Origin of the sequence: Nonomuraea terrae (genome assembly GCF_044465245.1) — a bacterium.
Lineage (GTDB): Bacteria > Actinomycetota > Actinomycetes > Streptosporangiales > Streptosporangiaceae > Nonomuraea > Nonomuraea terrae.
In genome coordinates, this window is record NZ_JBITLL010000005.1 from 627,748 (window position 1) to 654,583 (window position 26,836).

Here is a 26,836-nt window from a genome sequence, read left to right on the forward strand (position 1 = left end):
GCGGTCATTTGGCGTCGGAGTAGGAGCCGACGGCGACGGCTTCCATCGGGAAGCGGACGGGGGTGGCGCCGAAGAGCAGGCGGCTGGCCTCGGCGGCTGCCTGCGACACGGCGGCGATCACCTCTTCCGCCTGCTCCAGCGGGCAGTGCACCATCACCTCGTCGTGCTGGAAGAACACCAGCCGGGCCGGCTCCGGCAGCAGCCCGCGCAGCACCGCCAGCAGCGCCAGCGCCCACTCGGCGGCCGTGCCCTGCACGACGAAGTTGCGGGTGAAGCGCCCGCGGTCGCGGGCCGCCCGACCGCCCTCGGGCCCCGACACCAGGTCGCGCCAGCGTTGCGACGGCGGCGGGCACGTGCGTCCCAGCCACGACCGGACGAGCCGCCCCTCCTCCCCCGCCTTGGCGGCGTCCTCCACGAACTGGTACGCCTTCGGGAAGCGCTGCCGCATCACGGCCAGCAGCTTGGAGGCGTCGCCGCTGGTGCCGCCGTACATGGCGGACAGCATCGCGATCTTGGCGTTGGCCCGCTCGCCCCCGAACGACTGCGCCAGCGCCGCGTACAGGTCGATCTCGCCGGCCGCTCCGGCCAGGCCCTGGTCGCCGGCCATCGCGGCCAGCACCCGCGGCTCCAGCTGGGCCGCGTCGGCGACGACCAGGGCCCAGCCGTCGTCGGCCATCACCACCCGCCGCATCACCTTGGGGATCTGCAGCGCCCCGCCCCCGTTGGTGGCCCACCGGCCGGAGACCACGCCGCCCACCACGTATTCGGGACGGAACCGCCCGCCGCGCACCCACTGGTCGGCCCACACCCACCCATGGGCGCTGAACAGCCGCGCCAGCTCCTTGTAGGCGAGCAGCGGCGTCACCGCCGGGTGGTCGACGCGCTTGAGCTCCCACGACCGGGTCGTCTTCAGCGCCACCCCCGCACCCTTGAACGCCTTGACCAGCTGCTGCACGGAGTCGGGGTTGACGGCGTGGCCGAAGGCCGCCGCCACCTCGTCGGCCAGCGCCTGCAGCTTGGCCGGCCGCATGCCGTGGACCGGACGCGGCCCGAGCAGCTCGGTCAGCAGCGCGTCGTGCACGTCCTTGCGCCACGGCATGCCCTCGTGGGACATCTCGGCCGCCACCAGCGCGCCGGCCGACTCGGCCGCCACCAGCAGCCGGAACCGGCCCGGCTCGGGCAGCGCCGCGACGCGCCCGAGCTGGTCGGCCAGCACCTCGGCGACCGCCTCCGCGGCCGGCGGCTCGGGCGCGAACAGCGTGCCGGGCGCGCTCGGCTGCTCCTCCGGCACCGGCAGCCCGCGCAGCCGGGCATGCGCGGCCCTGACCGAGCGGGACTCGCCGTGACGGCCCTCGAAGGCGAGCAGCAGGCCCTCGGTCAGCGCGACGTCGTGGCAGCGCGCGACCCGCACCCCCCGCTCGAGCAACGGTGTGTACGTCTCCCGCGTGTCGGCCCACACCCACCGCGGCCGCTCGGTGGCCTCCAGCTCACGCACGGCCTCGGCGAGATCGGCGGGACGCCGGGGCGTGCCTCCGACCGGCAGCACCGTCTCACCCGCGACCACGACGTACACGTGTCCAGGGTGTCAAACGCCACCGACAGAAACTCAGGCGAGGCTGATGCGGACCTCGTCCTCCAGCGGCGGTTCGAGCTCCTGCGCCAGGCAGCCGGTGGCGGCGAAGCACCGCAGGGTCAGCTCCCGCGGGGTGACCGTGGCGTGCAGGAACTGCTTGAAGAACGGCGGTGTGTCCCAGTCGGACAGCTCCGACAGGTAGCGGTGGAACACCCGGTCCACCGGCAGCCGCAGCGGCCACGGCCAGGCCCCCAGCAGCCGTGCCGCCCACCGCATCCGCCGGGTGATCGTGACCGGGCCCTCCGGGGTGCGCACCGGCTCGTTCCTGATCTGCTCGGACATGATGCAGGCCGCCTCGGCGGGGGTCAGGTAGAGCCACTTCATCCGCAGCCGTTTCGCGTACAGCTGGCTGTAGAACGACAGCGAGTCGCCGCGCAGCGGGTAGCAGCGGAAGTCGTCCTCGTGCACCCCGCCGACGTCCACGCGGCGGATGGTGTGCGTCGCGTGCATGAACGCCCCGCCGCCGCCGGTCACGATGTACTGGATGACCCGGTCGCCGACCTTGACCGGATAGCGCTGGTAGTTGTGCACGTCGCCGCCGATGGCCGCGACGTACCGGTGCGCCGGGTCGCGCACGATGTCGTCGATCGTGCCGCCTTCTTCCAGCGGGGACGGTTTGTAGGCGTTGGCGGTGTAGATGGGCTTCCCGGTCACCAGGACCTTGGGCCTGGGGTCCTGCGAGATCCGCCGCAGCCAGGCCGTCTGGTCCCGGTCGATGACGTTCCTGATGCCGGTGTCGACCCCCACGACCAGCAGGTCGTCACTCTCGATCACCCAGTACGGCCCCGGCTGCGTCGCCTGCTGGGTGGGCTTGCCGCGCATCGAGCGCGCCTCGGCCAGCCGGGCCTCGTCGATCGTCTCCGGCCTGCGCCACAGCAGCCCGCGCAGCCCCCGGTCGGGCTTGGGCTTCAGCGGCGGCGCGTCGCAGAAGACCCGCATGAACCCGCCGAGCCCGTCGTACCAGTCGTGGTTGCCGGGGATGGCGTAAACCGGGGCGTCATAGTCCTTGTACGGACGGAAGAACTTGTCGCCGTACTCGTTGCCCGATCCCGTCGGATAGACGACGTCGCTCGCGATGATGGCGAACGCCGTTTGTTCGCCCATTCTCAGCATTCCGGGGACGACGGCGTACTGGGACGCGTCTCCTTCGCCGGTGTCACCCAGCAAGAGGAAACTGAAATTTCCCTCGACGGGTGGCTTGATGCGAAATTCCGGATCTATCCCGCGGGCTTCCTGGGACTCCACCCATCGTGCCCGCACCTCACCGGAAGGATCTCCGAACAGGCCCGCGAGCACCTCGTTCCTCGACCGCCAGAGCGTGCGCAGATTGAGCCACGAGAAGCCCTGTTTGTCCGGTCTGAGCTGGGCGAACGTACCGACCTGGGCACAGGTCCATCCCGCCCCTTCCTCCGACACCCTGGACGAAAGCTGCTTTCCCCGTTCAGCCGCGACTTCCACCATGACCACATCTTTACCGTGATCTACCTTTCACGCACCTTGAACGCTCCGTACCGCCGAGAACACAGAAGGTGTTTCATGGTGTAGCCTCATGCCCCCAAGCAAGCGGTTGGGCCGCCGAAGGAGGCTCCCATGATCCGTAAAGGCTCGGACGACGCGACGCGCAAGGGCACCTCTGACGTGGACGCCATCGAGGGATTGCTGGCGTTCGCGATGAACCGGCCGCGATGGGGTGGTTCGTCGGCGGTCAAGAGCGCGAGCGAGGCGGTGGCGCGGAGCCGGGCGCTGGTCAGGACGTCGCCCGCCGAGCACACGGCCCTGCTGGCCCGCTGCCTGCGCACCAGCGCCAAGCTCCTGCTCGGCCGCGGCCGGGCCACGGAGGCGCTCCCCCTGGCGCAGGAGGCCGTGGCACTCACCCGCTCGATCGGCGGCGCCCCCCTGGTGACGGCCCTGGGCTGCCTGGCCGAAGCACTCGACGCCCTCAACCGCCACACGGAAGCCGCCGCCACGCTCGCCGAAGCGGAGTCCCTCGCCCGGTCCGACTGACCCGCCGTCATCATCAGGCGGCGTCCCCCGGCACGACCTCGCGCACCACACGCCCGGCGTGCTCGCCCCGCCCGGCCTACCGGCGAGCCTGATCTCGCGGGCGCCACGGCCGCGGGTGGTCAGTCCCGGGGGATGAGGGCGCCGGGGTTGAGGATGCCGGCGGGGTCGAGCTCCGCCTTCACGGCGCGCAGGACGGCCGTGCCCAGGGGGCCGATCTCGGTGGCGTAGGCGTCGCGGTGGTCGCGGCCGACGCCGTGGTGGTGCGTGATCGTGCCGCCCGCCTCCACGATCGCCGTGTTGACCGCCGCCTTGGCCCGCGCCCATTGGGCGACGGGGTCTTCGTCCTGTGGGGTGACGACGGTGAAGTAGAGCGAGGCGCCGGTATCGTACACGTGCGAGACGTGGCACATGACGAGCGGCGAGCCGAGCGCGCCGAGCAGCGCCAGGCGGACGGCGTCGTAGAGCCGGGGCAGGTTCGACCAGAAGCCGGCCGTCTCCAGCGTCTCGACGGTGGCTCCGGCGGCGAGCAGCGAGTCCCGCAGGTACGGCGCCGAGAAGCGCCCGTGCTTCCACGACTCCCCCGGCTCCGCGCCCAGCGGCTGCCCGCCCATCCGTGCCAGCACGGTGGAGGCGGCGGCGTGCCGGGCCCCCACCCGCTCCCCCTCGTACCCGGCGATCAGCAGGCACCCGCCGGAGACGCCCGGCCCGCCGGAGCCCGCGGAGCCGGCAGAACCGGCGGGCTCGTTCGAGCCGGTGGAGCCGGTGGAGCCGATCGTGTCCGGCCTGGACAGGCCGATCAGGGTTTCGGTCTCGTCCGAGAGTCTGAGCACCGCGGGGAGCGGGCCGTCCTGGGCGAGCGCCCGCATGGCCGCCGTCCCCTCCGCGAACGACGCGAACCGCCACCCTTCGTACCGCCGTTCGGCGGGCGCCCGCCGAACGCGCAGCCGCAGCGACGTGATCACCCCGAACGCGCCCTCCGAGCCGAGGACGAGCTGGCGCAGGTCGGGCCCGGCCGCCGACTTGGGGGCGCGGCCGAGCTCCAGGGTGCCGGCCGGAGCGGCCAGGGTGAGGCCGACGACCATGTCGTCGAAGCGCCCGTACCCGGCCGAGGCCTGCCCGCTGGAGCGGGCCGCCGCGAAGCCGCCGAGCGTGGCGTACTCGAAGGACTGCGGGAAGTGCCCGAGGGTGAGGCCGTGTGCGGCGAGCAGCCGCTCGGCGTCGGGCGCGCGCACGCCCGGCTCGAACTCGGCCACCCTCGACCCGGCGTCCACCGACCGCAGCCGGTCGAGCCGGCGCAGGTCGAGCGCGACGACGCCCGCGAACCCGTCCCCGGCGGCGGCGAGCCCGCCGACGACCGAGGTGCCGCCGCCGAACGGCACCACCGCGATCCGCTCCCGCGAGCACAGCCGCAGCAGCTCGGCGACCTCGTCGTGCGAGCCGGCCAGCACCACCGCGTCGGGCGCGTCCGAGCCGTCCCCCGCGCGCATGCGCAGCAGGTCGGGGGTGGACTTGCCGCGCGTGCGGCGGACGCGGTCCTCGTGCCCGGTCAGCACGTGCTCCGCGCCGACGACCTCGGTGAGCGCCTGCAGCAGCGGCTCGGCGAGTGCGACCGGCGGGAGCCGTACCGACTCCAAGGTGGCGGCGGGGGTCTGCGGGGCGCGCACGCCGAGCAGGTCGCGCAGCAGCCCGCGCACCGGTTCGGGCAGCTCGCGGGCCTGGGCGGGGTCGCCCCAGCCGGACCACAGCATGGGTTCTCCAGTCACCCTTACACTGTGACATATGGCGTCGATTCGTCACAATGAGGGTGTCCTGGACGCGGCCCGCGACTGCGTGCTCGCCTACGGCGTGCGCAGGACGACGCTCACCGACGTGGCCCGCCGCGCCGGGGTGTCGCGGATGACGCTCTACCGCCGCTGGCCCGACGTGCGCTCGCTGGTCGCCGACGCGATGACCAGGGAATGGGTACGCGTGGTGGCCGGGCTGGACATGTCCGACCCGGTGCGCGCGGTCGTGACGGGCGTGCGCGAGCTGCGCGCCCACCCGTTGTGGCGCAAGATCGTGGAAGCCGATCCCGAGCTGCTGCTGCCGTACCTGCTGGAACGCCGCGGGGCCGCCCACGAGGCGATGCTCGACCTGCTCGGGGGCGCCGTCGGCGACGCGCGCAAGGCCAGGGCGGTGCTGCTGGTCGCCCAGTCGTTCCTGCTGTCGGCGCCCACCATGCTGGACCCCGTCACCATGGACGAGCTCGACGCCGAGCTCACCGCCCTCCTGGAGGCCTACCTTGGATAGCTCGCTGAACGCCGCCCGACGCACCCGCGAGCTGCGCCGGGTCGCCGAGGAACGCCTCGACGTGCTGGTGGTCGGCCTGGGCGCGACCGGCGCGGGCGCGGCCCTGGACGCCGCCTCACGAGGCCTGCGGGTGGCCGCCGTCGACGCGCACGACCTCGCCTTCGGCACCTCGCGGTGGAGCTCGAAGCTGGTCCACGGCGGCCTGCGCTACCTCGCCAAGGGACAGGTCGGCGTCGCGTACGAGAGCGCGGTCGAGCGCGGGATCCTGCTGCGCCGCACGGCGCCGCACCTGGCCGGGGCGCACCCGTACGCGCTGCCGCTGACCCCGGCCGTCTCACGGAGGCAGGCGGCGCTGGTGATGGCCGGCTACCGGCTCGGCGACGGGCTGCGCGCGGCCGCCCGCACGCCGCGCCGCCTGCTCCCGGGCCCGACGCTGCTGAGCGCCGCCCGCGCGCACACGCTGGCGCCCGTGCTCAAGCGGGACGGGCTGCGCGGCGCGCTGCTGTCGTGGGACGGCCGGCTGCTCGACGACGCCCGCCTGGTGGTGGCGATCGCGCGCACCGCCGCCGCGCACGGCGCGTACGTGCTGACCCGCTGCCGCGCCCTGCGGCTGACGGGCCGGGGCGCGGACGTGCGCGACGAGCTGACCGGCGAGGAGTTCACCGTCCGCGCCAGGGTCGTGATCAACGCCGCCGGCGTGTGGGCGGACGCCCTCGACCCCCAGGTACGGCTGCGGCCGTCCCGGGGCACCCACCTGGTCCTCGCGCCCGGCACGTTGCCTGGCCTGATCGCGGGCCTGCACGTGCCGATTCCTGGAGAGGTCAACCGGTTCGCCCTGGTGCTCCCGCAACGCGACGGGCGCATCCACATCGGGCTGACGGACGAGCCGGTGGACGGGCCGGCGCCCGACGTCCCGGAGGTTCCCGACGAGGACGTCAGAACGCTCCTGGAGGTGCTGAACGGGGTCCTTGAGACTCGGGTGACCCCAGAGGCGGTCGCGGGCGCGTACGCGGGCCTCAGGCCCCTTCTGGCGGCCGACGGGCGGACGGCCGACCTGTCCCGCCGGCACGCCGTCCTGCCCGGCGACGGTGTCGTCACCGTCGTCGGAGGAAAGCTCACGACATATCGGCGCATGGCCGAGGACGCGGTGGACCGGGCGGTCGCGCTGGCGGACCTCCGGGCCGGGCGGTGCCGCACGCGGAGGATCCCGCTCACCGGCGCGGGCCCGCGGCCGCCGGGCGTGCCGGGCCGCCTGACCGAGCGGTACGGCTCCGAGGCCGGGGCCGCGTACGAGCTCGTCAAGGCGTACCCCGAGGAGGTCGGGCTCGGCCTGACGGAGGGCGACCTGCTCTGGTCGGTGCTGCACGAGGGCGCCCTCGACACGGACGACCTGCTGGACCGGCGGACCAGGATCGGGCTGGTCAAGCAGGACAGAGAGCGTGCGCTCGCCGCGACACGGGACGTACTGGACCGAACACCCCGCCTCTGAGCCCCCGCACCCGTTAGGTTAGTCTTACCTAAGCTCAAATTCGGGGGAAGGGGTAGGAGCGTTGGCGAGGGGCTGCGACCATCCGGCAGGCTGCCACACCGGCGCGGTGCCCACGATGGCCAGCGCCACCGTGGGGGCCAGGCTGTGGCTGCTCATCGAGTACCCAGGGCCGTGGCCGTCGCACCTGGAGAGCCTCGCGCTTCCCGGACCGATCTCCGAGCTCGTCCAGCGGGCGCTCGACCGCGGCATCAGACCGCAGCTGATCCGCCGCCCGGGAAGGCGCACCCGTCCGCGGGATCAGGGTCTCCATGTGCTAGTGGCCTACGCGGCGGGCGAGAACCCCTGGTTGGCGCGTGGCGTCGTCGCAGGTCCAGACGATCTTGACCTCGACGCGCTGGTGTCGGGAGTGGTCCCGGAGTCCTGCATACTGGAAGACGAGCCGGTATTTCTGGTCTGCACGCACGCCAAGCGCAATGCGTGCTGCGCCCGCATTGGACTACCCCTCGCTCGGTTCCTGGCCGAAAACCTGCCGGACAGAGTGTGGGAAACGTCACACGTCGGCGGCGATCGCTACGCCGCCAACCTCGTGTGCTTGCCACACGGAATTTTCTACGGCAGCATGTCTCAGGCTGCTGCACTGACAGCGGCCAACGCGTACCGGTCGGGCGAGGTCATCCTCGACCGTTACCGGGGACGCGCAGGCATCCCTGAGCCATCGCAAGCCGCGGAGCACTTCGCCCGAGCCCATTCGGGAGAGCGTTCCGTCGGAGCAGTGGCCGTGGAATCCTCGAGGTCGGACGGCGACGTCACCGAAGCCATCGTGCGCTGCGGCGACGTCCGGTTCCAAGTTGTGGTTGAGCCATCGGCGTTCACACCGCCGTGTGGTACGGCTTGCGCCGAGACGATCACGACTTACCGGCTGGTTTCGCTGGACAGGCTCGCGCCTGTGCAGTACGCCACGCCCGCTCTCACCTGACCAGGGAACATCACGGCCCGACCTTGCGTTGGAACAGTGACGCCAAAAGCGTCCAATGCGGCTCAAACACCGAAATACCTCTCACGAAGGTGGTTTTCTCATGTCTCAGGTACGTCGGCAGCTCGCCCGCCCGCGCCCCAGCTGGGGTTGGCAGGATGATGCCGCGTGCCGGGGTGAGGACCTCGTGCTCTTCTTCGGCCCCGATGGGGAGCGGCAGCCCGAGCGTGACGTACGTGAGCGGAAGGCCAAGGCGATCTGCGCCCAGTGCCCCGTCCGCAACGAGTGCCTTGACTACGCGCTGTCCCGGCCCGAGAAGTACGGCACGTGGGGCGGTCTCAACGAGGACGAGCGCGCCAGCGAGCGTCGCCGTCGTATGCGCCGCGCGGCCAGCGCCGGCATCTCCGCCGCCTGACACACCCGGCAGCTATCACCATGCATCGCGTGATCACGCAGTTGTCCCGATGAACCGGATCCTGGCCCGCCATGTCCAGGCTCTGGCGAACCCGGTCGGCGCAACTGCCTGATCAGGCTCTCAGCGAAACGGCCACCCCACCTCACGGGGTGGCCGTTGTCGTTTCCGCACGCCTGCCTGTCGCTTTCAGAGCCCCGTCGAACCCGACACGTTCCAGAAGCACCCGTCGAACCCGACGCGTTCCGGAAGCACCCGTCGAACCCGACGCGTTCCAGAAGCACCCGTCGAACCCGACGCGTTCCAGAAGCACCCGTCGAACCCGACGCGTTCCAGAAGCACCCGTCGAACCCGACGCGTTCCGGAAACGCCGGGCGAACCCTGCCCGTTCCGGAAGCGCCGGGCGAACCCGGCGCGCCCTACCTCCAGGGCGTGGCGGCGAGGCGTTCGAACGCGGCGAGCGCCTCGGCCGGGTCGAAGCCCGGCAGGCTCTCGCGGATCAGCTCCTCTGTCCTGCGCGCCGCGTCCAGCCCGGCGAGCCGGAGCGCGGCCAGGATCTCCTCGGCCAGCTCCAGGCTGCCGAGCCGCATCGCGCGCTCGCCGATGACGACCTCAAGCACCTTGCCGTCGGCCGCCACCGTGGCCGTGACCTGGCCGCCTGCGGCCTCCCCCGTGCCGGTGACCTCGTCGAGCGCGGCCTGCGCATGCTCGCTCCAGGCGCGGATGCGCTCGGCCTGCTCGGCGTCGCGGGCGAGCTCCTCCGGGCTGATGTCGGCGGGGTTCCTGCGAGGGCCGAACAATCTCGTCACCTCCGGTTCAGCGAAGATTGCGGGCGATCTGGTCGACCCGCTCGCGGATGAAGTCCTCACCCGGTGGCGGCGGCAGGTCGGCCGTGTCGGCCAGGGCGCCGTCCACGATCTGCTTGGTCTGCGTCTCGGCGTCCCGCTGGGCCGCCTGGAGCACTTCCGTGACCTGCCTGCTCAGCGCGCCCGCGCCGAGCCGCATGGCACGCGGGTTCAGGCGCAGCCCAGTGATGCCGCCGCGTCCGTCGGCGGTGGCGCGTACCAGGCCGTCGGCGCTCTCGGCCGTCCCGGCGACCGCCCCGATGCGGGCGCCGGCCTCCTGGAGACGGCGCATCACGTCCCGTCCCCGTCTGAGGTACAGCTCCGCCTGCTCGACGTCGTCGTGCGGTGAAGGTGTCGGCATCGTTCCGGACTCCGCGCTGCTGGCTGCTGGCAAGGTCAGCCAGTTTACCGAGACGACGGGGCCGGAGTTACATAAGCGACATAGGTCACTGATCTCCATATATCTGCCAATCTCAGCTGATCGGTCCGCTAAGGTGACACGCCATGAGTTCGGGGATGGAGATCGCTCATGGGCAGGTCGCCCGGAACGCGGCGTCACTGCGGATTCACGGCGAGGACTACACCGCCGCCCTGCAGCGACTGAGGGAACGCGGCTACGGATGCGGGTCGTGGGGCGACGACACCGGCCTGTTCGCCGCCTTCCACGCCGAGTACAGCCAGTGTGGCGTGTACGCCGCCGAGGCCCTGCTGGGCATCTCCGGCGTGATGGGGCAGACCGGTGACGGCCTCGACATCGCCCGCGGCCGCATCGCCGAGGCCGAGGCGCTCGCCCAGGAGCAGTCGGCGAAGCTGTACCGTGAGCTCCCGCTCTGATGGACGTCACCGTTCCGCCCGAGGTCGACGCCGTCCTGGAGCTGATGGGCGTCCCCTGGCCCAACGTCAGCGTGGACGAGATCCTGGCCGACCGCGACGCCTGGGCCACCGTGCTCGCGGGCGCGGGAGCCTCCGGCGCGGGCGCGCAGGCCGCGGTCGGCGCCACCACCGGGGCGGCGTACCACGGCGTGGCGGCCACTGAGCTGGCCGGCCTGTGGGGCGATCCCGGCGGCGTCGGCCAGCTGCTCGGCCAGGCCGCCTCCGCTGTCCGGTACGTCCCCGCGCTGCTCGACAACGCGGCCTGGCTCACCACCGCCGTGAAGTACGCGGTCGCCGGCGGCGCGGTCTGGACGTCCGCCATGATCGCGCGAGCCATGCTCGTCGGCGGCCCCACCGCGGGGGCGCTGGCGCTGCGCGAGCTGATCCGCGGGCGCATCCTCGTCACCGGCGTCCAGCGCGAAGGGGCCGAGGGCGTCGGCCGCGTGCTGCGGCCCGCGCTCGCCGCCGGCTCCACCGGCAAGTTCCGCAACGTCCTCGACGACCTGCCGCGCCTCGGCACGGGACGCGGCCCCATGGGACGCGGGCCGGGCGGAGCCGCGGACGGCGGCCCTCGCGGCATGTCCATCGCCCAGATGGGCCTCTTCCGCAAGAACTCCCCCGGCAAGACGAACTCGGGAACCCGGCACTTCGACACCCCGGACGAAGCCGTCGAGGCGGCCAAGAAGGACGCCAAGGACGGCGGGCGCAGCCGGTTCCGCGGGCCGTGCTCCAGCGATGACCACGTGCACGTGGACTACATCAACAAACACGGCGAGATCAGCCACACCAGGCACTATCCGTGGAAGAAGAAGAAAGACTAGACCGCGGCCGCGGAACCCGATGACGAGCGAGGAAGACTGACGACTGTGGCGAACGAACTGTCGGCGAAGGCCGCTGAGCTGGGTGCGGCCATCGTGGAGCACGCGCGCGTCCTGGAGGAGTCGCCCGACGACTACCCGCGCGTGGCCGAGGCCCTCAACCGCCTGCGGTCGGCCGCGCTCGGATACGCCGAGCTGTGCGCCGACAGCACCGGCTGGGGCAACCCGTTCAGCGACCTGGAGGAGGATCGCGAGGACGAGGAGGAGACCGTCGGCGCGGCCGACGGCGCCACCGTCGACGTGGAGGCGCACTACCGGATCCGCGTCAACGACGTCGCGGCCCTGACACGCCTGCTCGGCGAGGCCGCCGCTGAGGACGTCCTGGGAGCGCCGTCCGACGTCGTCGCCCAGCTGTTCATGCGGGACGGCTGGGACCCGGCCCAGTACGGCGGCCACCTGCTCACCCTGGTCGACCAGTCGTGGTCGTGCGGCCCGGCCGGCGACGACACCTGACGCCGGGCTGAGGCAGGGTTCGACACCGAGCCGTCATCGGCCGTTTCCCCGCGGTGGGGACGCCGTCGGCCCGGCCGCCCTAGTGTCGCGCGCCATGAGACGCATCGCCATCCTCATGTGCGCGGGCGCGATGGCCCTCGGCCTGGCCGCCCCCGCCACCGCTGATTCCCCGCCCTTAGGGCGGGCCACCCTGACCGGGTTCGCCTCCCTTCCCGCGCTGACCTTCGTCCCGGGCAGCGAGCCGTCGGGATCGCTGCTCGGCACGGAGCCCGTCAACGGCGTCACCCCGCCGTTCCCCGGCCAGCCGGTGCAGGGCTTCAGCGGCATCGCGCGCCGCCACGACGGCACGTTCGACGTCCTGTCCGACAACGGCTACGGCAACCAGGGCAACAGCGCCGACTTCCTGCTGCGCGTGCACCGGATCAAGCCGGACTTCGCCGGAAAGTCGGTCAAGGTGCTCGGCGGGTTCCACCTGACCGACCCGCGCGGGTTCGTGCCGTTCCCGCTCACCCGGCAGGACCGCACGCTGACCGGCGCGGACTTCGACGTCGAGTCGATCGTGCGGCTGGTGGACGGCACGTACTGGATCGGCGACGAGTTCGGCCCTTTCCTGCTGCACTTCGACCGCAAGGGCCGGCTGATGGAGGCCCCGATCGCGCTGCCCGGCGTCATGGCCCCGGAGAACCCGGCGCTGAACGGCGGCACGCCGAACCTGGCCGGCAGCAAGGGCTTCGAGGGCATGGCCAGGTCGGTGGACGGCCGCCGTCTCTACCCGCTGCTTGAGGGCACGGTGACCGGCGACCCGGCCGGCACGCTGCGCATGAACGAGTTCGACCTGCGCAAGGGCGCCTACACCGGGCGGCGCTGGACGTACCGGCTGGAGGACCCCTCCCACGCCATCGGCGACGCGATCGCGGTCGACGAGCACCGTTTCCTGGTCATCGAGCGCGACAACCTGCAGGGCGACGAGGCCCGGTTCAAGCGCGTCTACCTGGCCGACCTGCGCGACAGGGACCGCGACGGCGCGCTCGACAAGACGCTGGTCGCCGACCTGCTCGACCTCGCCGACCCGCGTGGTCTCGGCGGCGCGCCGGGCACGTTCCGCTTCCCGTTCCAGACGATCGAGGACGTCGTCATCCTCGACGACCGCACGCTCGGCGTGCTGGACGACAACAACTTCCCGTTCTCCAGCGGACGCACGCCCGGCAGGCCGGACGACAACGAGTTCATCACCGTACGGCTGACGCGCGGCCTCCAGGCCGACCCCCGCGTCTACCGCTGATCGCTCAGGATCCGGCGACCTCGGCGAGGTCGCCGGACACCGCGTGGCCCCTGACCGAAACCCGCTCGCGCCCCGCCCGAAAAGGGCTCAGACGATGAGGTCGTCGAACTCCCCGTCCTTGGCCCCGAGCATGAACGCGGTGATCTCCGCCTGCGTGTAGACGAGCGCGGGGCCTTCGGGGAAGCGTGAGTTGCGCATGGCGATCTCCCCGTTGGGCAGGCACGCGACCTCGACGCAGTTGCCGTTGGGGTTGCTCCTCTTGCTCTTGCGCCAGACGACGGGAAGGCGGCCGGCGGGCGTCCCGTTCCGGAACTCTTGCATGGGGGCAGCTCCTCGCGATCTTACGGATGCACGTGCATCCGCGTTTGCGAGCTGACAATACGGCAGCATGAAGAGCTCCATATAGCGGACAACCAAAAATCCGCTATGGAGTGGATCACAGGGAGTATCGGCCGCTCACAGGGAGAGCATGCGCTCCAGGAAACGCCGGCTCGCCCGGGGCTCCTCCGCCTGGATGCTCAGCCGGTCCATGACCTCCATGTAGTGGTCGGAGTCGGCGGGCTTGTCCAGGTAGAGGGCGCTGGTCAGCTGCTCCATGTAGACGACGTCGGGCAGCTCGGGCTCGGGGAAGCGCAGGATGCTGAACGGCCCGCCGGCCGCCGCGTGGCCGCCGCGCTCGAACGTCATGATCTGCACGGTGATGTTGCGCTCGGCCGTGACGTCCAGCAGATGGGCGACCTGCTCGCGCATCGTCCCGGGGCCGCCCAGCGTCCGGCGCAGCACGGCCTCGTCGATCACCGCCCACAGGGTGAGCCCGTCCTCCAGCCGTTGCTGCCGGGTCGTGCGCAGCACCACCCGGCGCTCGATCTCGTCGCGCCCGGCATTGCCGTGCGCCAGCTCGATGACCGCCCTGGCGTACGCGGGGGTCTGCAGCAGGCCCGGCACGAACTGGTTCTCGAACGTGCGGATGCCCGACGCGGCGCCCTCCAGGCCGATGTAGACCTCGAACCAGGACGGCAGCAGGTCGCCGTAGCGATGCCACCAGCCGGGGGCGTTGGCCTGCTTGGCGAGGTTGAGCAGCGGCTCGCGCTCGGCCGGGTCGGTGACGCCGTACAGGGTCAGCAGGTCGGCCACGTCGCGCTGCTTGAAGCTGACCTGGCCGAGCTCCAGCCGGCTGATCTTCGCGTGGGAGGCGCGAATCGAGTACCCCGCGTCCTCGCGGGAGATACCCTTCTCCGTGCGCAGCCTGCGCAGCTGGGTGCCGAGCAGGATCCGCAGCACCGTCGGGCTTCCCGGCGCGTAGCTGAGCAGCCTTCCTTCCGCGCTCTCTGCGCTCACTCAACCGCTCCTCATGGGGGCCTGCACGTGCAGATGCAATTCACGTTAGTAAACTACGAAAAGTCTTGCATCAATAACCACACCCCGTAAAGATGGGCACTGGATCATCAGAACGCGCCTCGGGGGCCAGAATGACGACTTTCGACGCCCGGCCGCATGCCGCCTGCGGCTCCCGGCCACCAGGATGGCTCGCCTCCGTCCTGGTGGAAGGTCAGGCCGCCGAGCGTGACGCCGTGTTCCCGTTCGATCCGCGTACGGCGCTCGAGCCGGCCTGCGTGGCGACCGCGCGGCACTTCGTCGACCGGACGCTCGGCGCCTGGGGCGCCGCGGGGCTGACCTTCGACACGCAGCTGGTGGTCTCCGAGCTGGTCACCAACGCGATGCGGCACGGCGGCGGGGCCCGGGCACTGCGGCTGCTGCTGCGGCACGGCGACGAGCTGGTGTGCGTGGTCTCCGACCACAGCAGGACGATCCCGGTGACGACCGCGCCCGACGTCTACTCCGAGTACGGCCGCGGCTTACGCCTGGTGGACGCCCTCTGCTCCGCCTGGGGCTGGCTCACCCCTGGCGGCCCCTGCAAGCTGGTCTGGGCCGTCATCGCCGCCACCTGACGCCCGTCATTCCTTGCCGAGCAGGTGGAGGACGTCGGCGTCGGTGAGCTGGTCGAAGTGGACGTACCACTGGCCGACCGCCCGGAAGTCGACGGGCGTCCTCAGCACCACCACCTCGTCGGCCTCCTCCTGCAGCGAACGCACGGTCTCACGAGCCCCGACCGGCACGGCCAGCGTCACCTTGGCGGGCTTGGCCGTGGCCACGGCCCGGAGCGCGGCCCGCGCGGTGCCGCCGGTGGCCAGCCCGTCGTCCACCACGATCACCTCCCGCCCGTCGAGTGCGGGCAGCGGGCGGTCGCCGCGGTAGACCCGCACCCGCCGGGCCAGCTCCCGCCGCTCCTGCTCCACCACCTCGGCCACCGACTCCGGGGTGAGGCCCAGGCGGTGCAGCAGCCCCATGTCGAACACCGGCTCACCGCCCTCGGCGATCGCCCCGACGCCCAGCTCGGGCGCGGGCGGATAGCCGATCTTCCTGGTCACGAGCACGTCGAGGACGGTGTCCAGCCGGCGCGCGATCGGCACGGCCACCTCGACGCCGCCGCGGGGCAGCGCGAGGATCACGGGATCGTGCGCGTCCAGCAACCGCTCGGCGAGCAGCTCACCCGCCTCGACCCGGTCTGCGAAGAGGTCCATGCCCTCCGCCTACCCCGACGCGCCGCCTCCTCGCCTCTCCGCGCACGTGAACGCACCCGCCGGCCGGGGCCTGCCCGCAAGCCCCGGCCGGTCGGGGGATCGCGCCCGCCGCGTCAGGGGCGGTTGCGGCCGGTGCGGCGCATCTCCTTGTGGATGACCTTCCACTTGTTCTGTTGTTCCTTGCGCAGGCGGGCGTCCGTGCGGGACGCCATCCACAGGGCCTCCCGCTGCAGCTTGCGCCAGCTTTCCAGCCGTCGTTCGGGCAGCTCGCCGCTTTCCAGCGCGGCCAGCACCGCGCATCCGGGCTCGCTGGTGTGACCGCAGTCGCCGAAGCGGCAGTGTCCGGCCAGCGACTCGATGTCGGAGAAGACGCGGTCGACGCCGACGGCCATGTCGTAGAGGCCGATCCGGCGGATGCCCGGCGTGTCGATGACCAGCCCGCCCCGGGCGAGCGGGATCAGCTCACGGTGGACGGTGGTGTGCCGGCCGCGCCCGTCGGCGGCGCGCACCCGCTGGGTCTCCATGACTTCCGCGCCGGCCAGCGCGTTGACGAGGGTGGACTTGCCTGCGCCGGACGGGCCGAGGATGACGGCCGTACGCGACCCGCCGAGGTAGGAGGCGGCCAGCTCCACCCCGTCGCCGCGCAGCGAGGAGACGGCGTGCACGTCGACGCCGGGCGCGGCCGTGCGCACGTCGTCGAGCAGCCCGTCGAGGCCGTGCTCGAACAGGTCGGACTTGGTGACGAGCACCACCGGCGTGCCGCCGGACTCCCAGGCGAGCGCGACCAGGCGCTCGATGCGGGCCAGGTCGGCGAAGTCGGTGGCGTGCATGGACGGCTCGGCCACGAAGACGACGTCGACGTTGGCCGCGAGCACCTGGCCCTGGCCGTCGCCTGACAGGCCCCCGACCGAGTCGCGGCTGACGCCGCCCCGGACGAACGCGGACGTCCGCGGCAGCACCGCGTCGAGCTCGTAGCGGCCCTCGGACAGATACCGCAGGGCCGCCCAGTCGCCGACGCACGGCAGCGCGACCGGATCGGCCGCCGCGGCACGGCGGACGTGGGCGGCGTAGCGGACGTGATGCTGGCCGTCGGCGGCGATGACCTCGGCGGCGCCGCGGTCGACGCGGGCCACCCGCGCGGGAACGGCGCCGTCGGGCAGCTCGGCGGCACGCGAATCGGTCCAGCCGAGCAGAGAAAGATCGTAAGACAACGGAGTGAAACCTTTGGTCGAGAAGGATGGAGCCGGGCGGCTCAGAAGGACGCCCGGAGGTGGGCTGACGGCAGGCAGCACATGGGGACCCGCATAGCCCTCACCTCCTCGATCGGTTTCGTGTCACTTACCGGGAGCGACTCTACGCACCCCGCCGACGCAGACGCAATCGGTTTGTCTTGCGCGATCCGTTGAACCCCGCCCACCCGGACGGCCGTACCACCTGCCGACGGACTGAGAAAGGGGCACGATGCGGATCAGTACGTATCCCCCGCCCTCGGCCGAGGGAGCCGCCCCGGCGGGCACGCCGCGCCCGCGCCATCGGATCCGCCGCGTGCGCCCCGACGACGAGGTGGTCGTGTCCGCGCTCTACCGGGAGTATCACCGGCCGCTGCTGGCGTTCGTGATCCGGTTGACGGCGGGCGATCGGCAGTGGGCGGAAGACGTGGTGCAGGAGACGATGATCCGGGCCTGGCGCAGCGCCGAGCGGCTCGACACCGACGCGGTCTCGCTGATGCCGTGGCTCGCCACGGTGGCGCGGCGCATCGTGATCGACGACCGGCGGCGCAAGGACGCCCGGCCCAGGGAGTCGGGCGACGGGCCGCTGGCGAGCGTTCCCGTGCCCGACGAGATGGAGGGGCTGCTGCACCAGGTGGTGGTGTCGGAGGCGCTGAAGGCGCTGTCGCCGGCGCACCGCGAGATCCTCAACGAGACGATCCTGCGGGACCGGTCGGTCAACGACGCCGCGCAGGTGCTCGGCATCCCCGTGGGCACCGTGAAGTCGCGCGTCTACTACGCCGTACGCGCGTTGCGGATCGCACTGGAGGAAAGGGGGGTGACGGCGTGACTTCGAGAGTCGAGCACACGGACGTGGGTGCCTACGCGCTCGGCCTGCTGGACGACGACGACAGACTGGCCTTCGAGGCCCATCTGCTCGGCTGCGCCGCCTGCCGCCGCGAGCTGTCGGAGCTGGCCGGCGTGGCCGGCGTGCTGCACGGGATCGGGCCCGTCGAGGACTCATTCGACCGCCCGGGCGGGCCGGAAGGCGACGTGCTCGATCTGCTGCGGCACAAGAAGGACGCCGACCGGCGCACGCGCAGGGGCACGTTCATGATCGGGATGGCGGCGGCGGTCACGCTCGTGGCCGGCGGGCTGACGATCGGCACGCAGCTCGGCGCGGGCGCTCAGCCGCCGCTCGCGCACGGGCACGGCGGGCAGATGGGCGAGCACATGGGGCCGGCCGAGCAGTTCTACGTCGACGGGCGGCCCATCGCGGGCAAGGGCTCCGGCGGCGTGACCGGCGGGCTCGTGGTGGAGTCGAAGGGGTGGGGCACGCACGCGGCGCTGAAGCTGTCCGGGGTGACCGGGCCGCTGGAGTGCGAGCTGATCTCCGTGTCGAAGTCGGGAGAGCGGCGGGTGATGACCGGGTGGTCCGTACCTCCAGCCGGGTACGGAGTGCCGGGTTCGCCGGATCCGCTCTACATGCACGGCGGCAGCGCCACGCCGCTGGAGGACGTCGACCGCTTCGAGGTGGTCACCTCGGAAGGGAGGCGGTTGCTGACCGTCGACGTGTGACCGCCCGGGACCGGCGTCCCGCCGCGCACCGGGAGCCCGTGCGGCGGGACGCCCTCCACCACCGTCATGGCCCGCGGGGCGCCGTCACGGCGGGCCGGGTGTGCGGGTCAGCGGGCGTCACCCTGGAGGCCCCTGGCCACGGGCGGTGGGTGGAGCCCAGCCGGCTCCGCCGTGACGGGAGGAAAATCCCCGGACGGGCCCGCGGGTTGTTTACAGGCCGGGAGCGGGGAACTGCGCGGTGAGCTCGCTGACCTCGTGGTGGACGCGGGTGATGACCGCCTCCGCGTCGCCCTTGGCGACGGCGGTGACGACCTCGTCGATCCAGGCGCCGATCTGCCGCATCTCGGTCTCCCCCATGCCGCGCGAGGTGACCGACGGCGTGCCGATGCGGATGCCGGACGGGTCGAACGGCTTGCGCGTGTCGAACGGCACCGTGTTGTAGTTGGTCTCCAGCCCCGCGCGGTCGAGCGCCTGGGCGGCCGGCTTGCCGCCGATGCCCTTCGGGGTGAGGTCGAGCAGGATCAGGTGGTTGTCGGTGCCGCCGGAGACGAGGTCGAACCCGCGCGAGCCCAGCTCGTCGGCCAGGGCCTTGGCGTTGGCGACGATCTGGTGGGCGTATGCGCGGAACGACGGCTGCGCGGCCTCGTGCAGCGCGACGGCGATGGCGGCGGTGGTGTGGTTGTGCGGGCCGCCCTGCAGGCCGGGGAAGACGGCCTTGTTGAGCGCCTTGGCGTGCTCCTCGCTGGTGGCCATCAGCATCGCGCCGCGCGGGCCGCGCAGCGTCTTGTGGGTGGTCGTGGAGATCACGTCGGCGTGGCCCACCGGGGACGGGTGGGCGCCGCCCGCGACCAGGCCGGCGATGTGGGCGATGTCGGCGGCCAGCACCGCGCCGACCTCACGGGCGATCGCGGCGAAGCCCTCGAAGTCGATGGTGCGCGGGATCGCGGTGCCGCCGCAGAAGATCAGCTTCGGCCGGTGCTCCAGCGCCAGCTCGCGGACCTCGTCGAGGTCGATGCGGCCGGTGTCCTTGCGGACGCCGTAGCGGACCGGGTTGAACCACTTGCCGGTGGCCGAGACCGACCAGCCGTGGGTGAGGTGGCCGCCGAACGGCAGGCCCATGCCCATCACGGTGTCGCCGGGCTCCAGGAACGCCATGTAGACGGCGAGGTTGGCGGGCGAGCCGGAGTAGGGCTGGACGTTGGCGTGGTTGACGCCGAACACCGCCTTGGCCCGCTCGATGGCGAGGGTCTCGATCTGGTCGATGACCTGCTGGCCCTCGTAGTAACGCTTGCCGGCGTAGCCCTCGGAGTATTTGTTGGTCAGCACGGTGCCCGTGGCCTCGAGCACGGCCTTGGACACGTAGTTTTCGGACGCGATCAGCTTGACGGTGTCGGCCTGGCGACGCTCTTCCGCCCTGATGAGCTCGGCGATCTGCGGGTCGACGCTCGCGAGAGAACCCATGACTCTCCTGTCACCATTGACGATGGCGAAGACCCAGGCGCACGGCCTCCGCTCCCTCCGCTCCCCGGTGGTCGTTCCCACCCAATGCGCCAGTCGCGTCTCGCTGTAGACGATAGCGGATGAGGCCGGGAGCCCAGGTCGGCGATCAGGCCGACGAGACGGCCACGTTCCTGATGACGCCGAGCGGGCCGAGGTTGACGTCGACGTGCTCGGCGTCCTCGGGGAGCCCGTCGTAGACGGCCCAGAACTGCAGCTGGTTGCCTCCGTCGAACGGCGCCGTGGGCACGTTGGAGCACTGGCAGTCGTCGCCCTTCCTGGCCGGGTGGAGCGGGTTGCCCACGCCCGGCGGGACGATGCTCACCCGCGAGACCGTGTTGTCGAGGGCGCCGTTGCCGAACTTGTTGTACAGGGGCGCGTTCTCGGTGCCGACGTTCTTGACCGTCCACTGCAGGCGCGCGGTGGCGCCCTGGCGCACCAGGGAGTCGATCCGCACCTCGAACCTGGTGCCGAGGGCGTCGACCGTGCTGGTGGTGGCGGCCGTGCCCGGCTCGGCGCCCCGGTCCTCCCAGGGGCGTACGGCGGCGAGCGTGGCCCCGGCGCCGAGCACGGCGGCCAGCACGCCGACGACGACCGGCAGCCAGGGACTGCGCCGCGCGGGTCCCGGCGCGGGGACGCGCCGGGGAACGGTGATGACCGGGGACCAGTTCTCCGAGACGGCCTGCGTCGCCGCCGCGACCGGCACCTGGGAGCGCCCCAGCAGCTGGTCCATGACCTGCTGGGCGGTCGGCCGGCGCCGCGGGTCCTTGTCGAGTGCCCGCTCCACCAGCGGCCGGATGCGCTCGTCCAGCCCGTCGAGCATGGGCGCGTGGTTGATCACCCGGTAGACGACCTCGTGGACCCCGCCGGTGCCGAACGGCGGCCTGCCCATGCCCGCGTACGCGACCAGCGAGCCCCACGAGAAGATGTCGCTCGCCGGGGTCGCCTGCTCTCCCCTGGCCTGCTCCGGCGACATGTACGCGGGCGTGCCCATGCTCTGCGCGACCGTCATCACCGCCTGGCCGGTCTCGGCGAGCTGGGCGATGCCGAAGTCGATGACCCGCGGCCCGACCGGGCTGAGCAGCACGTTCGACGGTTTGAGATCGCGGTGGACGACGCCCGCCTGGTGGATGGCGGCCAGCGCGGTGGCCACGCCGACGGCCAGGGCCTCCAGATTGGAGCCGGCCAGCGGGGTCTGCGCGACGACGGCCGACAGGTCGGGGCCCTCGACGTATTCGGTGACGATGTAGGCGGTGCCGTTGTCGAAACCGGCGTCGAGCACGGGTGCGGTGCAGAACCGCGCGACCCTCCTCGCGGCCTCGGCCTCCTTGCCGAACCTGCGCCTGAACTCCTCGCGCGCGGCCAGCTCGGGGCGCATGGTCTTGAGCGCCACCGGCCGCCCGGCGGGGTCGTGGGCGAGGTGGACGTAGCCCATGCCGCCTTCGCCCAGCTTTTTGACGAGGGTGTACGGTCCGACCCGCTGCACGTCCATCGCAGGGATTATTCCGGACGCGCCCGCGTCATGGCTATTTCGTGCGGCTCTCGCCTGGCCAGAGCCGGTCGACCTCGGCGTTCAGGATGGCGCCGATGAGCACGGCCAGCGCGGTGATGTAGAGCCAGAGCAGCAGCGCGATGGGGGTGGCCAGGGAGCCGTACACGGAGACGGGCGAGAACCAGGCCGCCAGCACGGCCCGCAGCACGCCCGCGCAGACGATCCACAGGAACAGCGCCAGGATGGCCCCCGGCAGCTCGCGGTACCACTTGGTGCGCACCGGCACGCTCACGTGGTAGAGCACGGTGAGGAACAGCACCGAGCCGATGATCACGACCGGCCAGTAGAGCAGGTCGATCATGATGCCGTACTCCCCCGGCAGGGCGTCCCTGAGCAGGGTCGGGCCGATGACCAGGATGGGCATGACGATGATGCCGATGATGAGGCCCACGACGTAGAGGCCGAACGACATCAGCCGGGTGCGGATGATGCCGCGTTCCTCGCCGAGCCCGTAGGCGACGGAGATGAGGTCGACGTAGACGTACAGGGCGCGCGAGCCCGACCACAGCGACAGCAGGAAACCCAGCGAGATGATCGACACCTTGCCGGCGTCGTCGCTGAGCACGTCGGTGATGAGCGGATTGACCACCGTGGCGATCGCGTCCTCGGTGAACAGCAGGCCCGCCTGGTCGATCACCCACGTCTTGACCTGCGTGACCACGCCCGGCCCCAGCCACGTGCCGAGCTTGCCGAGCACGCCGATGAGCCCCAGCACGAACGGCGGCAGCGACAGCAGCGCGAAGAACGCCGCCTCACCCGCCAGTCCGGTCACGCGGTAGGCGACGCCGGCGTTGGTAGCGGCGCGCACGATGGCCCACGACTTGGTGTCGAGCACCCAGCTCAACCGGGCCCGGGCATGGGAGGCGAGGCCTCGTTTGGGCCGGGATGGCGCTTCGGTGGACGTCATGGGCACCCAACGGAAATTCGCAGTGACTCTTCGGGACAGCTTACGTCCCTGGTCCAACCCTGGAGTCGGCCGGCACGATGCGGGCGCCCAGCGGGAGGAGGGAGACGGGGATCAGCTTGAGGTTCGCGATGCCCATCGGGATGCCGATGATCGAGACGAACAGCGGGATGGAGGTCACCACGTGCCCGATGGCCAGCCAGATGCCGGCGACCACGAACCAGATGATGTTGCCGAGGAGCGAGAACACGCCGGCGTCCGGGTCGCGTTCCACCGTCCGGCCGAACGGCCACAGCGCGTACGCGGCGATCCTGAACGAGGCGATGCCGAACGGGATGGTGACGATCAGGACGCAGCAGATGATCCCGGCCAGGGCGTAGCCCATGGCCAGCCAGACGCCGGCGAAGACCAGCCAGATGACGTTCAGAATCGTGCGCATGCCGCCAGCATGTCACCGATCTTGCCCGCGCCACCTCGGGTATCTCCCGGATTCCACCCGGACCTGTACCCGGAGTGATAATGCGGAGTGTGATCTGTGAGAGCTGCAAGGACAAGCGCCACGAGGAGTGCCGCGGCGGCTCGTGGTGCGACTGCCAGCACAAGACGGGTCAGGAGCAGGAGGAGTCGGAGCTGAGCTGGCCGCACCAGGGATGAGACAAGTCCCACACTCTGGACGCGGTCTTGGACATCTCGGACAGCCAGAGTAGTCTCGAACTATGCCAGCGGACCCCATGCTCGTCGGTCGACGCCACGTCGACCTTCTGCGTGTCCGCTCTGCCATCTGTTGCGACGCCCGCTGACCGTAGTTTCTGTCTGCCGCTGAGCGCGTCGCACTCCTCTTTTCACAGCCCTGCCCTCGATGACGAGGCGGGCGGGACGTTGCGCGCGCCGACGATCCGAAGGACGCGCAATGATCACCCCTGCCAGCCGCACTCCTGCCAACCGGCATCACAAGCGCCCGCGCGGCGAAGGCCAGTGGGCCCTCGGTTACCGCGAGCCGCTCAACAAGAACGAAGAGAACAAGAAGAACGACGACGGGCTCAACGTCCGCCAGCGCATCATTGACATCTACTCCAAGCAGGGTTTCGACTCGATCGACCCCGCCGACCTGCGCGGACGCATGCGCTGGTTCGGCCTGTACACCCAGCGCAAGCCCGGGATCGACGGCGGCAAGACGGCGATCCTGGAGCCGGAGGAGCTCGACGACCGCTACTTCATGCTGCGGGTGCGCATCGACGGCGGCCAGCTCGACCTCGCCCAGCTGCGCGCGATCGCCGACATCTCCAACGACTACGGCCGCGGCACCGCCGACGTGACCGACCGCCAGAACATCCAGTTGCACTGGATCGAGATCGAGTCGGTGCCGGACATCTGGGAGCGCCTGGAGGCGGTGGGCCTGTCCACCACCGAGGCGTGCGGTGACACCCCGCGCGTGATCCTCGGCTGTCCGCTCGCCGGGATCGACGCCGACGAGGTGCTCGACGCGACCGAACAGATCCAGGAGGTCCACGACCGGGTCGTGGGCAACCCGGCGTACTCCAACCTGCCGCGCAAGTTCAAGTCGGCGCTCAGCGGCTGCCCGGCTCACTGCACGGTGCACGAGATCAACGACGTGGCGTTCGTCGGCGTGGTCAACGAGCAGGGCGAGGCCGGCTACGACGTGTGGGTCGGCGGCGGGCTGTCGACCAACCCGATGCTGGCCAAGCGCCTCGGCGTGTTCGTCCGGCCGGAGCAGGTGGCCGACGTGCACGAGGGCGTGGTCGCGATCTTCCGCGACTACGGCTACCGGCGGCTGCGTCACCGCGCCCGCATCAAGTTCCTGGTCAACGACTGGGGGCCAGAGAAGTTCCGCGAGGTGCTGGAGACCGAGTACCTCAAGGAGCGGCTGCCCGACGGGCCCGCGCCCGAGCTGCCGCGCGGCCGGCGGCGCGACCACGTCGGCGTCCACCGGCAGAAGGACGGCAACTTCTACGTCGGCTTCGCCCCCAAGGTGGGCCGGCTCGACGGTGACAAGCTGCACGCGATCGCCGACATCGCCGAGCGCCACGGGTCGGGCCGGGTGCGTACGACGGTCGAACAGAAGATGGTCATCCTCGACGTCGCGCCCGAGCGGGTCGACTCGATCGTGGCCGAGCTGGAGGCCGCCGACCTGCGGGTCAAGCCGTCCACGTTCCGCCGCCAGACGATGGCCTGCACCGGCATCGAATACTGCAAGCTCGCCATCGTCGAGACGAAGGCCGCCGCCTCGGACCTGATCGACGAGCTGGAGCGGCGGCTGCCCGACTTCGACGAGCCGCTCACCATCAACGTCAACGGCTGCCCCAACTCGTGCGCGCGCATCCAGGTGGCCGACATCGGCCTCAAGGGCCAGCTCGTCGTCGACGAGAACGGCGACCAGGTCGAGGGTTTCCAGATCCACCTCGGCGGCTCGCTCGGCGCGAACGCCGGGTTCGGCCGTAAGGTGCGCGGGCTCAAGACCACCGCGAAGGCGCTGCCCGACTACGTGGCGCGCGTCGTGTCCAACTACGACGGCCAGAAGAAGGAAGGCGAGTCGTTCGCCGACTGGGTGCAGCGAGCGGACGAGGCGGACCTGAAATGACCGAACGAGCGGTTCCCTTCCACTGCCCTTACTGCGGCGACGAGGACCTGGAGCCCTACGAGGGCGAACTGAGCGCGTCTGCCGGGTCGGCGGCGGGCGGCGGCTGGTACTGCCGCGCCTGCGCTCGCGCCTTCAAGCTGAAGTTTCTCGGAATCGGAGTGAAGATATGACGCTGGCCGACATCGAGGCCGGTCTGAGAGAGCAGGGCGGCGAGCTCGATCTGCGGGAGATCGTCGAGTCCGCCGCCACGTTCCTGGAGGGCGCCCCCGCTCGCGAGATCATCCGCTGGGCGGCGGCGACCTTCGGCGACCGGCTGTGCCTGACCTCCTCCATGAGCGACGCGCTCCTCATCGACCTGGTGAGCCGGGTCAAGCCCGGCGTGGACGTCCTGTTCATCGACACCGGCTACCACTTCGTGGAGACGATCGGCACCCGCGACGCCGTGCGGCAGGTGTACGACGTCAACGTGATCGACATCAAGCCGTCGCGCACGGTCGCGGAGCAGGATCGCGACCTCGGCCCCCGGCTGTTCGGCCGCAACCCCGACCTGTGCTGCTACCTGCGCAAGGTCGAGCCGCTCAACCGGGCGCTGGAGCCGTACCTCGCGTGGATCTCCGGCATCCGCCGCGACGAGTCGCCGAGCCGGGCCGACACCAAGGTCGTGGAGTGGGACGCCAAGCGGCAGATGGTGAAGGTCAACCCGATCGCCGCCTGGACGCAGGAGGACGTCGACAACTACATCGCCGACAACGGGGTGCTGATCAACCCGTTGCACTACGACAACTACCCCTCGATCGGCTGCGCGCCGTGCACGCGGCAGGTCGCGGAGGGAGAGGATCCGCGCAGCGGGCGCTGGGCGGGCCTGGGGAAGGTCGAATGCGGCATTCACCTGTGATCCCCGACAGGGGTCCCGTCCCGTTGGCAGGCGGGGCGGCCCCCGGCGGCGTGCCACTGGTGGCGGTGGCGCACGGGTCTCGCGACCCGCGGGCCGCCGCCACCGTGGCCGCGCTGCTCGACCAGGTGCCGCTGGACGTGCGGGTGGCCTATCTCGATCACTGCGCGCCTTCGCTGGGTCAGGCGCTGCACGGCCTGGAGGAGGCCGTGGTGCTGCCGTTGTTGCTCACCGAGGCGTACCACAGCCGGGTGGACCTCCCGGCGGCGCTGAACGAGGCTCGGGCGCGCGAGCCGCGGCTGCGCGTCAGCTACGGCGCCACGCTGGGGCCGCACCCGCTGCTGGTGTCCGCGCTGGAGCGGCGGCTGGCCGAGGCGGGCGTCCCCGCGGGCGACCCGGGCACGGCGGTGGTGCTGGTGTCGGCGGGGTCGAGCGACGCGCGCGCCAACGCGGTCGTCGCGGGGATGGCGCGGTCGTGGCGGCGGGCGGGCTGGTGGACGGTCTCGCCCGCGTACGCCTCGGCCGCGGGGCCCGCTCCGGGCGAGGCCGTGGCGGCGCTGCTGCGGGCCGGGGCGCCGCGCGTCGTCGTGGCGCCGTACCTGCTGGCGCCGGGCTACTTCGCCGACAAGGTGCGCCGCGAGGCGCTGGAGGCGGGCGCCGAGGTGGTGTCCGACGTGCTCGGCCCGGCTCCCGAGCTGGTGCGGGTGGTGCTGGAACGCTACGAGGCCGCCCGGCGGCAACCGGTGCCGCTGGCCGGCTGAGGAGCGGCGGCGCCGCCCGGCAGCCGGCGTGGTCCCTCAGTAGCCGTGGTCCGCGTGGTCCGTCAGTAGCCGTGGTCCGCGTGGTCCGTCAGTAGCCGTGGTCCGCGTGGTCCGTCAGTAGCCGTGGTCCGG

30 protein-coding genes and 1 riboswitch are annotated in these 26,836 nt (G+C 71.7%); of the genes, 17 read left to right on the forward strand and 13 right to left on the reverse strand.

Annotation, left to right across the window (positions count from 1 at the left end):
• Positions 1–4 precede the first annotated feature (4 nt).
• Positions 5–1,573, reverse strand: a complete 1,569-nt coding sequence (locus ACIBP6_RS26670; RefSeq protein WP_397056361.1) for a bifunctional 3'-5' exonuclease/DNA polymerase — start codon at positions 1,571–1,573, stop codon at positions 5–7.
• Positions 1,574–1,606: 33 nt separating this feature from the next.
• Entirely contained in the window at positions 1,607–3,049 is a 1,443-nt protein-coding gene (locus ACIBP6_RS26675) for a metallophosphoesterase family protein (protein WP_397057082.1), read from the reverse strand.
• A gap of 174 nt (positions 3,050–3,223) precedes the next feature.
• Here ACIBP6_RS26675 and ACIBP6_RS26680 point away from each other — a divergent pair, with 174 nt between their 5' ends.
• Positions 3,224–3,637 carry a hypothetical protein gene (locus ACIBP6_RS26680; protein WP_397056363.1) on the forward strand — a complete coding sequence of 138 codons (414 nt, stop codon included), beginning with the start codon at positions 3,224–3,226 and terminating at the stop codon, positions 3,635–3,637.
• 119 nt (positions 3,638–3,756) lie between these two features.
• On the opposite strand, the gene ACIBP6_RS26685 is transcribed toward ACIBP6_RS26680, so the two are convergent.
• A complete protein-coding gene (locus ACIBP6_RS26685) occupies positions 3,757–5,385 on the reverse strand; it encodes an FAD-binding oxidoreductase (protein WP_397057083.1) in 1,629 nt (542 codons plus the stop codon).
• A 31-nt stretch (positions 5,386–5,416) separates the two neighbouring features.
• Between ACIBP6_RS26685 and ACIBP6_RS26690 the strand changes: the two genes are divergently transcribed.
• The 4 genes from ACIBP6_RS26690 (at position 5,417) to ACIBP6_RS26705 (ending at position 8,803) form a co-directional block, all read left to right on the forward strand.
• A complete protein-coding gene (locus tag ACIBP6_RS26690; RefSeq protein WP_397056365.1) occupies positions 5,417–5,926 on the forward strand; it encodes a TetR/AcrR family transcriptional regulator in 510 nt (169 codons plus the stop codon).
• Positions 5,919–7,415, forward strand: coding sequence for a glycerol-3-phosphate dehydrogenase/oxidase (locus tag ACIBP6_RS26695; protein WP_397056367.1), 1,497 nt, complete (start codon positions 5,919–5,921; stop codon positions 7,413–7,415). The genes ACIBP6_RS26690 and ACIBP6_RS26695 overlap by 8 nt, the downstream gene beginning before the upstream one ends.
• 115 nt (positions 7,416–7,530) lie before the next feature.
• Positions 7,531–8,391, forward strand: coding sequence for a sucrase ferredoxin (locus tag ACIBP6_RS26700; RefSeq protein WP_397056369.1), 861 nt, complete (start codon positions 7,531–7,533; stop codon positions 8,389–8,391).
• A gap of 100 nt (positions 8,392–8,491) precedes the next feature.
• Complete coding sequence (locus ACIBP6_RS26705) at positions 8,492–8,803, forward strand: WhiB family transcriptional regulator (protein ID WP_080036407.1); 312 nt, start codon at positions 8,492–8,494, stop codon at positions 8,801–8,803.
• 416 nt (positions 8,804–9,219) lie between these two features.
• Here the strand turns inward: ACIBP6_RS26705 and ACIBP6_RS26710 are convergent, their stop codons facing one another.
• Positions 9,220–9,600, reverse strand: coding sequence for a YbaB/EbfC family nucleoid-associated protein (locus tag ACIBP6_RS26710; RefSeq protein ID WP_397056371.1), 381 nt, complete (start codon positions 9,598–9,600; stop codon positions 9,220–9,222).
• Between the two features lie 16 nt (positions 9,601–9,616).
• Positions 9,617–10,006 (reverse strand): YbaB/EbfC family nucleoid-associated protein, encoded by a 390-nt coding sequence (locus ACIBP6_RS26715; protein WP_397056373.1) that lies wholly within the window; start codon positions 10,004–10,006, stop codon positions 9,617–9,619.
• A gap of 143 nt (positions 10,007–10,149) precedes the next feature.
• On the opposite strand from ACIBP6_RS26715, the gene ACIBP6_RS26720 reads away from it, so the two are divergent.
• From ACIBP6_RS26720 to ACIBP6_RS26735, 4 genes are all read left to right on the forward strand, one after another.
• Complete coding sequence (locus ACIBP6_RS26720; protein ID WP_397056375.1) at positions 10,150–10,479, forward strand: hypothetical protein; 330 nt, start codon at positions 10,150–10,152, stop codon at positions 10,477–10,479.
• The gene (locus ACIBP6_RS26725) at positions 10,479–11,339 is read left to right on the forward strand and encodes a hypothetical protein (protein WP_397056377.1); all 861 of its coding nucleotides are present in this window, start codon (positions 10,479–10,481) and stop codon (positions 11,337–11,339) included. Before ACIBP6_RS26720 ends, ACIBP6_RS26725 begins: the two co-directional genes overlap by 1 nt.
• A gap of 45 nt (positions 11,340–11,384) precedes the next feature.
• Complete coding sequence (locus ACIBP6_RS26730; RefSeq protein ID WP_397056379.1) at positions 11,385–11,849, forward strand: hypothetical protein; 465 nt, start codon at positions 11,385–11,387, stop codon at positions 11,847–11,849.
• Positions 11,850–11,943: 94 nt separating this feature from the next.
• A complete protein-coding gene (locus ACIBP6_RS26735) occupies positions 11,944–13,131 on the forward strand; it encodes an esterase-like activity of phytase family protein (RefSeq protein WP_397056381.1) in 1,188 nt (395 codons plus the stop codon).
• A gap of 87 nt (positions 13,132–13,218) precedes the next feature.
• On the opposite strand, the gene ACIBP6_RS26740 is transcribed toward ACIBP6_RS26735, so the two are convergent.
• On the reverse strand, positions 13,219–13,452 hold the full coding sequence (locus ACIBP6_RS26740) for a DUF397 domain-containing protein (RefSeq protein WP_132610902.1): 234 nt from the start codon (positions 13,450–13,452) through the stop codon (positions 13,219–13,221).
• A gap of 135 nt (positions 13,453–13,587) precedes the next feature.
• Positions 13,588–14,469 (reverse strand): helix-turn-helix domain-containing protein, encoded by an 882-nt coding sequence (locus tag ACIBP6_RS26745; protein ID WP_397056383.1) that lies wholly within the window; start codon positions 14,467–14,469, stop codon positions 13,588–13,590.
• A 131-nt stretch (positions 14,470–14,600) separates the two neighbouring features.
• Here ACIBP6_RS26745 and ACIBP6_RS26750 point away from each other — a divergent pair, with 131 nt between their 5' ends.
• Complete coding sequence (locus tag ACIBP6_RS26750; RefSeq protein WP_397056385.1) at positions 14,601–15,080, forward strand: ATP-binding protein; 480 nt, start codon at positions 14,601–14,603, stop codon at positions 15,078–15,080.
• 6 nt (positions 15,081–15,086) lie between these two features.
• Here ACIBP6_RS26750 and ACIBP6_RS26755 read toward each other — a convergent pair whose 3' ends face one another.
• The gene (locus tag ACIBP6_RS26755) at positions 15,087–15,713 is read right to left on the reverse strand and encodes a phosphoribosyltransferase (RefSeq protein WP_397056387.1); all 627 of its coding nucleotides are present in this window, start codon (positions 15,711–15,713) and stop codon (positions 15,087–15,089) included.
• A 113-nt stretch (positions 15,714–15,826) separates the two neighbouring features.
• The gene (gene rsgA / locus ACIBP6_RS26760) at positions 15,827–16,924 is read right to left on the reverse strand and encodes a ribosome small subunit-dependent GTPase A (RefSeq protein WP_132610910.1); all 1,098 of its coding nucleotides are present in this window, start codon (positions 16,922–16,924) and stop codon (positions 15,827–15,829) included.
• A 250-nt stretch (positions 16,925–17,174) separates the two neighbouring features.
• Between rsgA and ACIBP6_RS26765 the strand changes: the two genes are divergently transcribed.
• Both ACIBP6_RS26765 and ACIBP6_RS26770 read left to right on the forward strand, forming a co-directional pair.
• Complete coding sequence (locus tag ACIBP6_RS26765; protein ID WP_449595144.1) at positions 17,175–17,771, forward strand: sigma-70 family RNA polymerase sigma factor; 597 nt, start codon at positions 17,175–17,177, stop codon at positions 17,769–17,771.
• Entirely contained in the window at positions 17,768–18,499 is a 732-nt protein-coding gene (locus ACIBP6_RS26770) for an anti-sigma factor family protein (RefSeq protein ID WP_397056390.1), read from the forward strand. Before ACIBP6_RS26765 ends, ACIBP6_RS26770 begins: the two co-directional genes overlap by 4 nt.
• A 210-nt stretch (positions 18,500–18,709) precedes the next feature.
• Here ACIBP6_RS26770 and ACIBP6_RS26775 read toward each other — a convergent pair whose 3' ends face one another.
• The 4 genes from ACIBP6_RS26775 to ACIBP6_RS26790 form a co-directional block, all read right to left on the reverse strand.
• Positions 18,710–19,960, reverse strand: coding sequence for a serine hydroxymethyltransferase (locus tag ACIBP6_RS26775; RefSeq protein WP_397056392.1), 1,251 nt, complete (start codon positions 19,958–19,960; stop codon positions 18,710–18,712).
• Between the two features lie 24 nt (positions 19,961–19,984).
• A riboswitch (ZMP/ZTP riboswitch) is annotated at positions 19,985–20,067 on the reverse strand.
• A gap of 38 nt (positions 20,068–20,105) precedes the next feature.
• A complete protein-coding gene (locus ACIBP6_RS26780) occupies positions 20,106–21,488 on the reverse strand; it encodes a serine/threonine-protein kinase (RefSeq protein WP_397056393.1) in 1,383 nt (460 codons plus the stop codon).
• A gap of 34 nt (positions 21,489–21,522) precedes the next feature.
• A complete protein-coding gene (locus ACIBP6_RS26785; protein ID WP_397056395.1) occupies positions 21,523–22,455 on the reverse strand; it encodes a YihY/virulence factor BrkB family protein in 933 nt (310 codons plus the stop codon).
• A 40-nt stretch (positions 22,456–22,495) separates the two neighbouring features.
• On the reverse strand, positions 22,496–22,891 hold the full coding sequence (locus ACIBP6_RS26790) for a YccF domain-containing protein (protein WP_397056396.1): 396 nt from the start codon (positions 22,889–22,891) through the stop codon (positions 22,496–22,498).
• Between the two features lie 89 nt (positions 22,892–22,980).
• Here ACIBP6_RS26790 and ACIBP6_RS26795 point away from each other — a divergent pair, with 89 nt between their 5' ends.
• The 5 genes from ACIBP6_RS26795 (at position 22,981) to ACIBP6_RS26815 (ending at position 26,704) form a co-directional block, all read left to right on the forward strand.
• Positions 22,981–23,106, forward strand: coding sequence for a hypothetical protein (locus ACIBP6_RS26795; protein WP_397056398.1), 126 nt, complete (start codon positions 22,981–22,983; stop codon positions 23,104–23,106).
• 62 nt (positions 23,107–23,168) lie between these two features.
• Positions 23,169–23,252 (forward strand): putative leader peptide, encoded by an 84-nt coding sequence (locus ACIBP6_RS26800; RefSeq protein ID WP_354532976.1) that lies wholly within the window; start codon positions 23,169–23,171, stop codon positions 23,250–23,252.
• Positions 23,253–23,362: 110 nt separating this feature from the next.
• A complete protein-coding gene (locus ACIBP6_RS26805) occupies positions 23,363–25,051 on the forward strand; it encodes a nitrite/sulfite reductase (RefSeq protein ID WP_397056400.1) in 1,689 nt (562 codons plus the stop codon).
• 166 nt (positions 25,052–25,217) lie between these two features.
• On the forward strand, positions 25,218–25,946 hold the full coding sequence (locus tag ACIBP6_RS26810; RefSeq protein WP_132610924.1) for a phosphoadenylyl-sulfate reductase: 729 nt from the start codon (positions 25,218–25,220) through the stop codon (positions 25,944–25,946).
• Positions 25,928–26,704 carry a sirohydrochlorin chelatase gene (locus ACIBP6_RS26815; protein ID WP_132610926.1) on the forward strand — a complete coding sequence of 259 codons (777 nt, stop codon included), beginning with the start codon at positions 25,928–25,930 and terminating at the stop codon, positions 26,702–26,704. The genes ACIBP6_RS26810 and ACIBP6_RS26815 overlap by 19 nt, the downstream gene beginning before the upstream one ends.
• Positions 26,705–26,836 lie beyond the last annotated feature (132 nt).

Bases quoted from the DNA above. Each gene is read 5' to 3' on its own strand.
- ACIBP6_RS26680 (WP_397056363.1), top strand. From the start codon at position 3,224: ATGATCCGTAAAGGCTCGGACGACGCGACGCGCAAGGGCACCTCTGAC.
- ACIBP6_RS26685 (WP_397057083.1), bottom strand. From the start codon at position 5,385: ATGCTGTGGTCCGGCTGGGGCGACCCCGCCCAGGCCCGCGAGCTGCCC.
- ACIBP6_RS26690 (WP_397056365.1), top strand. From the start codon at position 5,417: ATGGCGTCGATTCGTCACAATGAGGGTGTCCTGGACGCGGCCCGCGAC.
- ACIBP6_RS26700 (WP_397056369.1), top strand. From the start codon at position 7,531: ATGGCCAGCGCCACCGTGGGGGCCAGGCTGTGGCTGCTCATCGAGTAC.
- ACIBP6_RS26705 (WP_080036407.1), top strand. From the start codon at position 8,492: ATGTCTCAGGTACGTCGGCAGCTCGCCCGCCCGCGCCCCAGCTGGGGT.
- ACIBP6_RS26715 (WP_397056373.1), bottom strand. From the start codon at position 10,006: ATGCCGACACCTTCACCGCACGACGACGTCGAGCAGGCGGAGCTGTAC.
- ACIBP6_RS26720 (WP_397056375.1), top strand. From the start codon at position 10,150: ATGAGTTCGGGGATGGAGATCGCTCATGGGCAGGTCGCCCGGAACGCG.
- ACIBP6_RS26725 (WP_397056377.1), top strand. From the start codon at position 10,479: ATGGACGTCACCGTTCCGCCCGAGGTCGACGCCGTCCTGGAGCTGATG.
- ACIBP6_RS26735 (WP_397056381.1), top strand. From the start codon at position 11,944: ATGAGACGCATCGCCATCCTCATGTGCGCGGGCGCGATGGCCCTCGGC.
- ACIBP6_RS26740 (WP_132610902.1), bottom strand. From the start codon at position 13,452: ATGCAAGAGTTCCGGAACGGGACGCCCGCCGGCCGCCTTCCCGTCGTC.
- ACIBP6_RS26750 (WP_397056385.1), top strand. From the start codon at position 14,601: ATGACGACTTTCGACGCCCGGCCGCATGCCGCCTGCGGCTCCCGGCCA.
- ACIBP6_RS26755 (WP_397056387.1), bottom strand. From the start codon at position 15,713: ATGGACCTCTTCGCAGACCGGGTCGAGGCGGGTGAGCTGCTCGCCGAG.
- ACIBP6_RS26765 (WP_449595144.1), top strand. From the start codon at position 17,175: ATGCGGATCAGTACGTATCCCCCGCCCTCGGCCGAGGGAGCCGCCCCG.
- ACIBP6_RS26775 (WP_397056392.1), bottom strand. From the start codon at position 19,960: ATGGGTTCTCTCGCGAGCGTCGACCCGCAGATCGCCGAGCTCATCAGG.
- ACIBP6_RS26780 (WP_397056393.1), bottom strand. From the start codon at position 21,488: ATGGACGTGCAGCGGGTCGGACCGTACACCCTCGTCAAAAAGCTGGGC.
- ACIBP6_RS26785 (WP_397056395.1), bottom strand. From the start codon at position 22,455: ATGACGTCCACCGAAGCGCCATCCCGGCCCAAACGAGGCCTCGCCTCC.
- ACIBP6_RS26790 (WP_397056396.1), bottom strand. From the start codon at position 22,891: ATGCGCACGATTCTGAACGTCATCTGGCTGGTCTTCGCCGGCGTCTGG.
- ACIBP6_RS26800 (WP_354532976.1), top strand. From the start codon at position 23,169: ATGCCAGCGGACCCCATGCTCGTCGGTCGACGCCACGTCGACCTTCTG.
- ACIBP6_RS26805 (WP_397056400.1), top strand. From the start codon at position 23,363: ATGATCACCCCTGCCAGCCGCACTCCTGCCAACCGGCATCACAAGCGC.
- ACIBP6_RS26810 (WP_132610924.1), top strand. From the start codon at position 25,218: ATGACGCTGGCCGACATCGAGGCCGGTCTGAGAGAGCAGGGCGGCGAG.
- ACIBP6_RS26815 (WP_132610926.1), top strand. From the start codon at position 25,928: ATGCGGCATTCACCTGTGATCCCCGACAGGGGTCCCGTCCCGTTGGCA.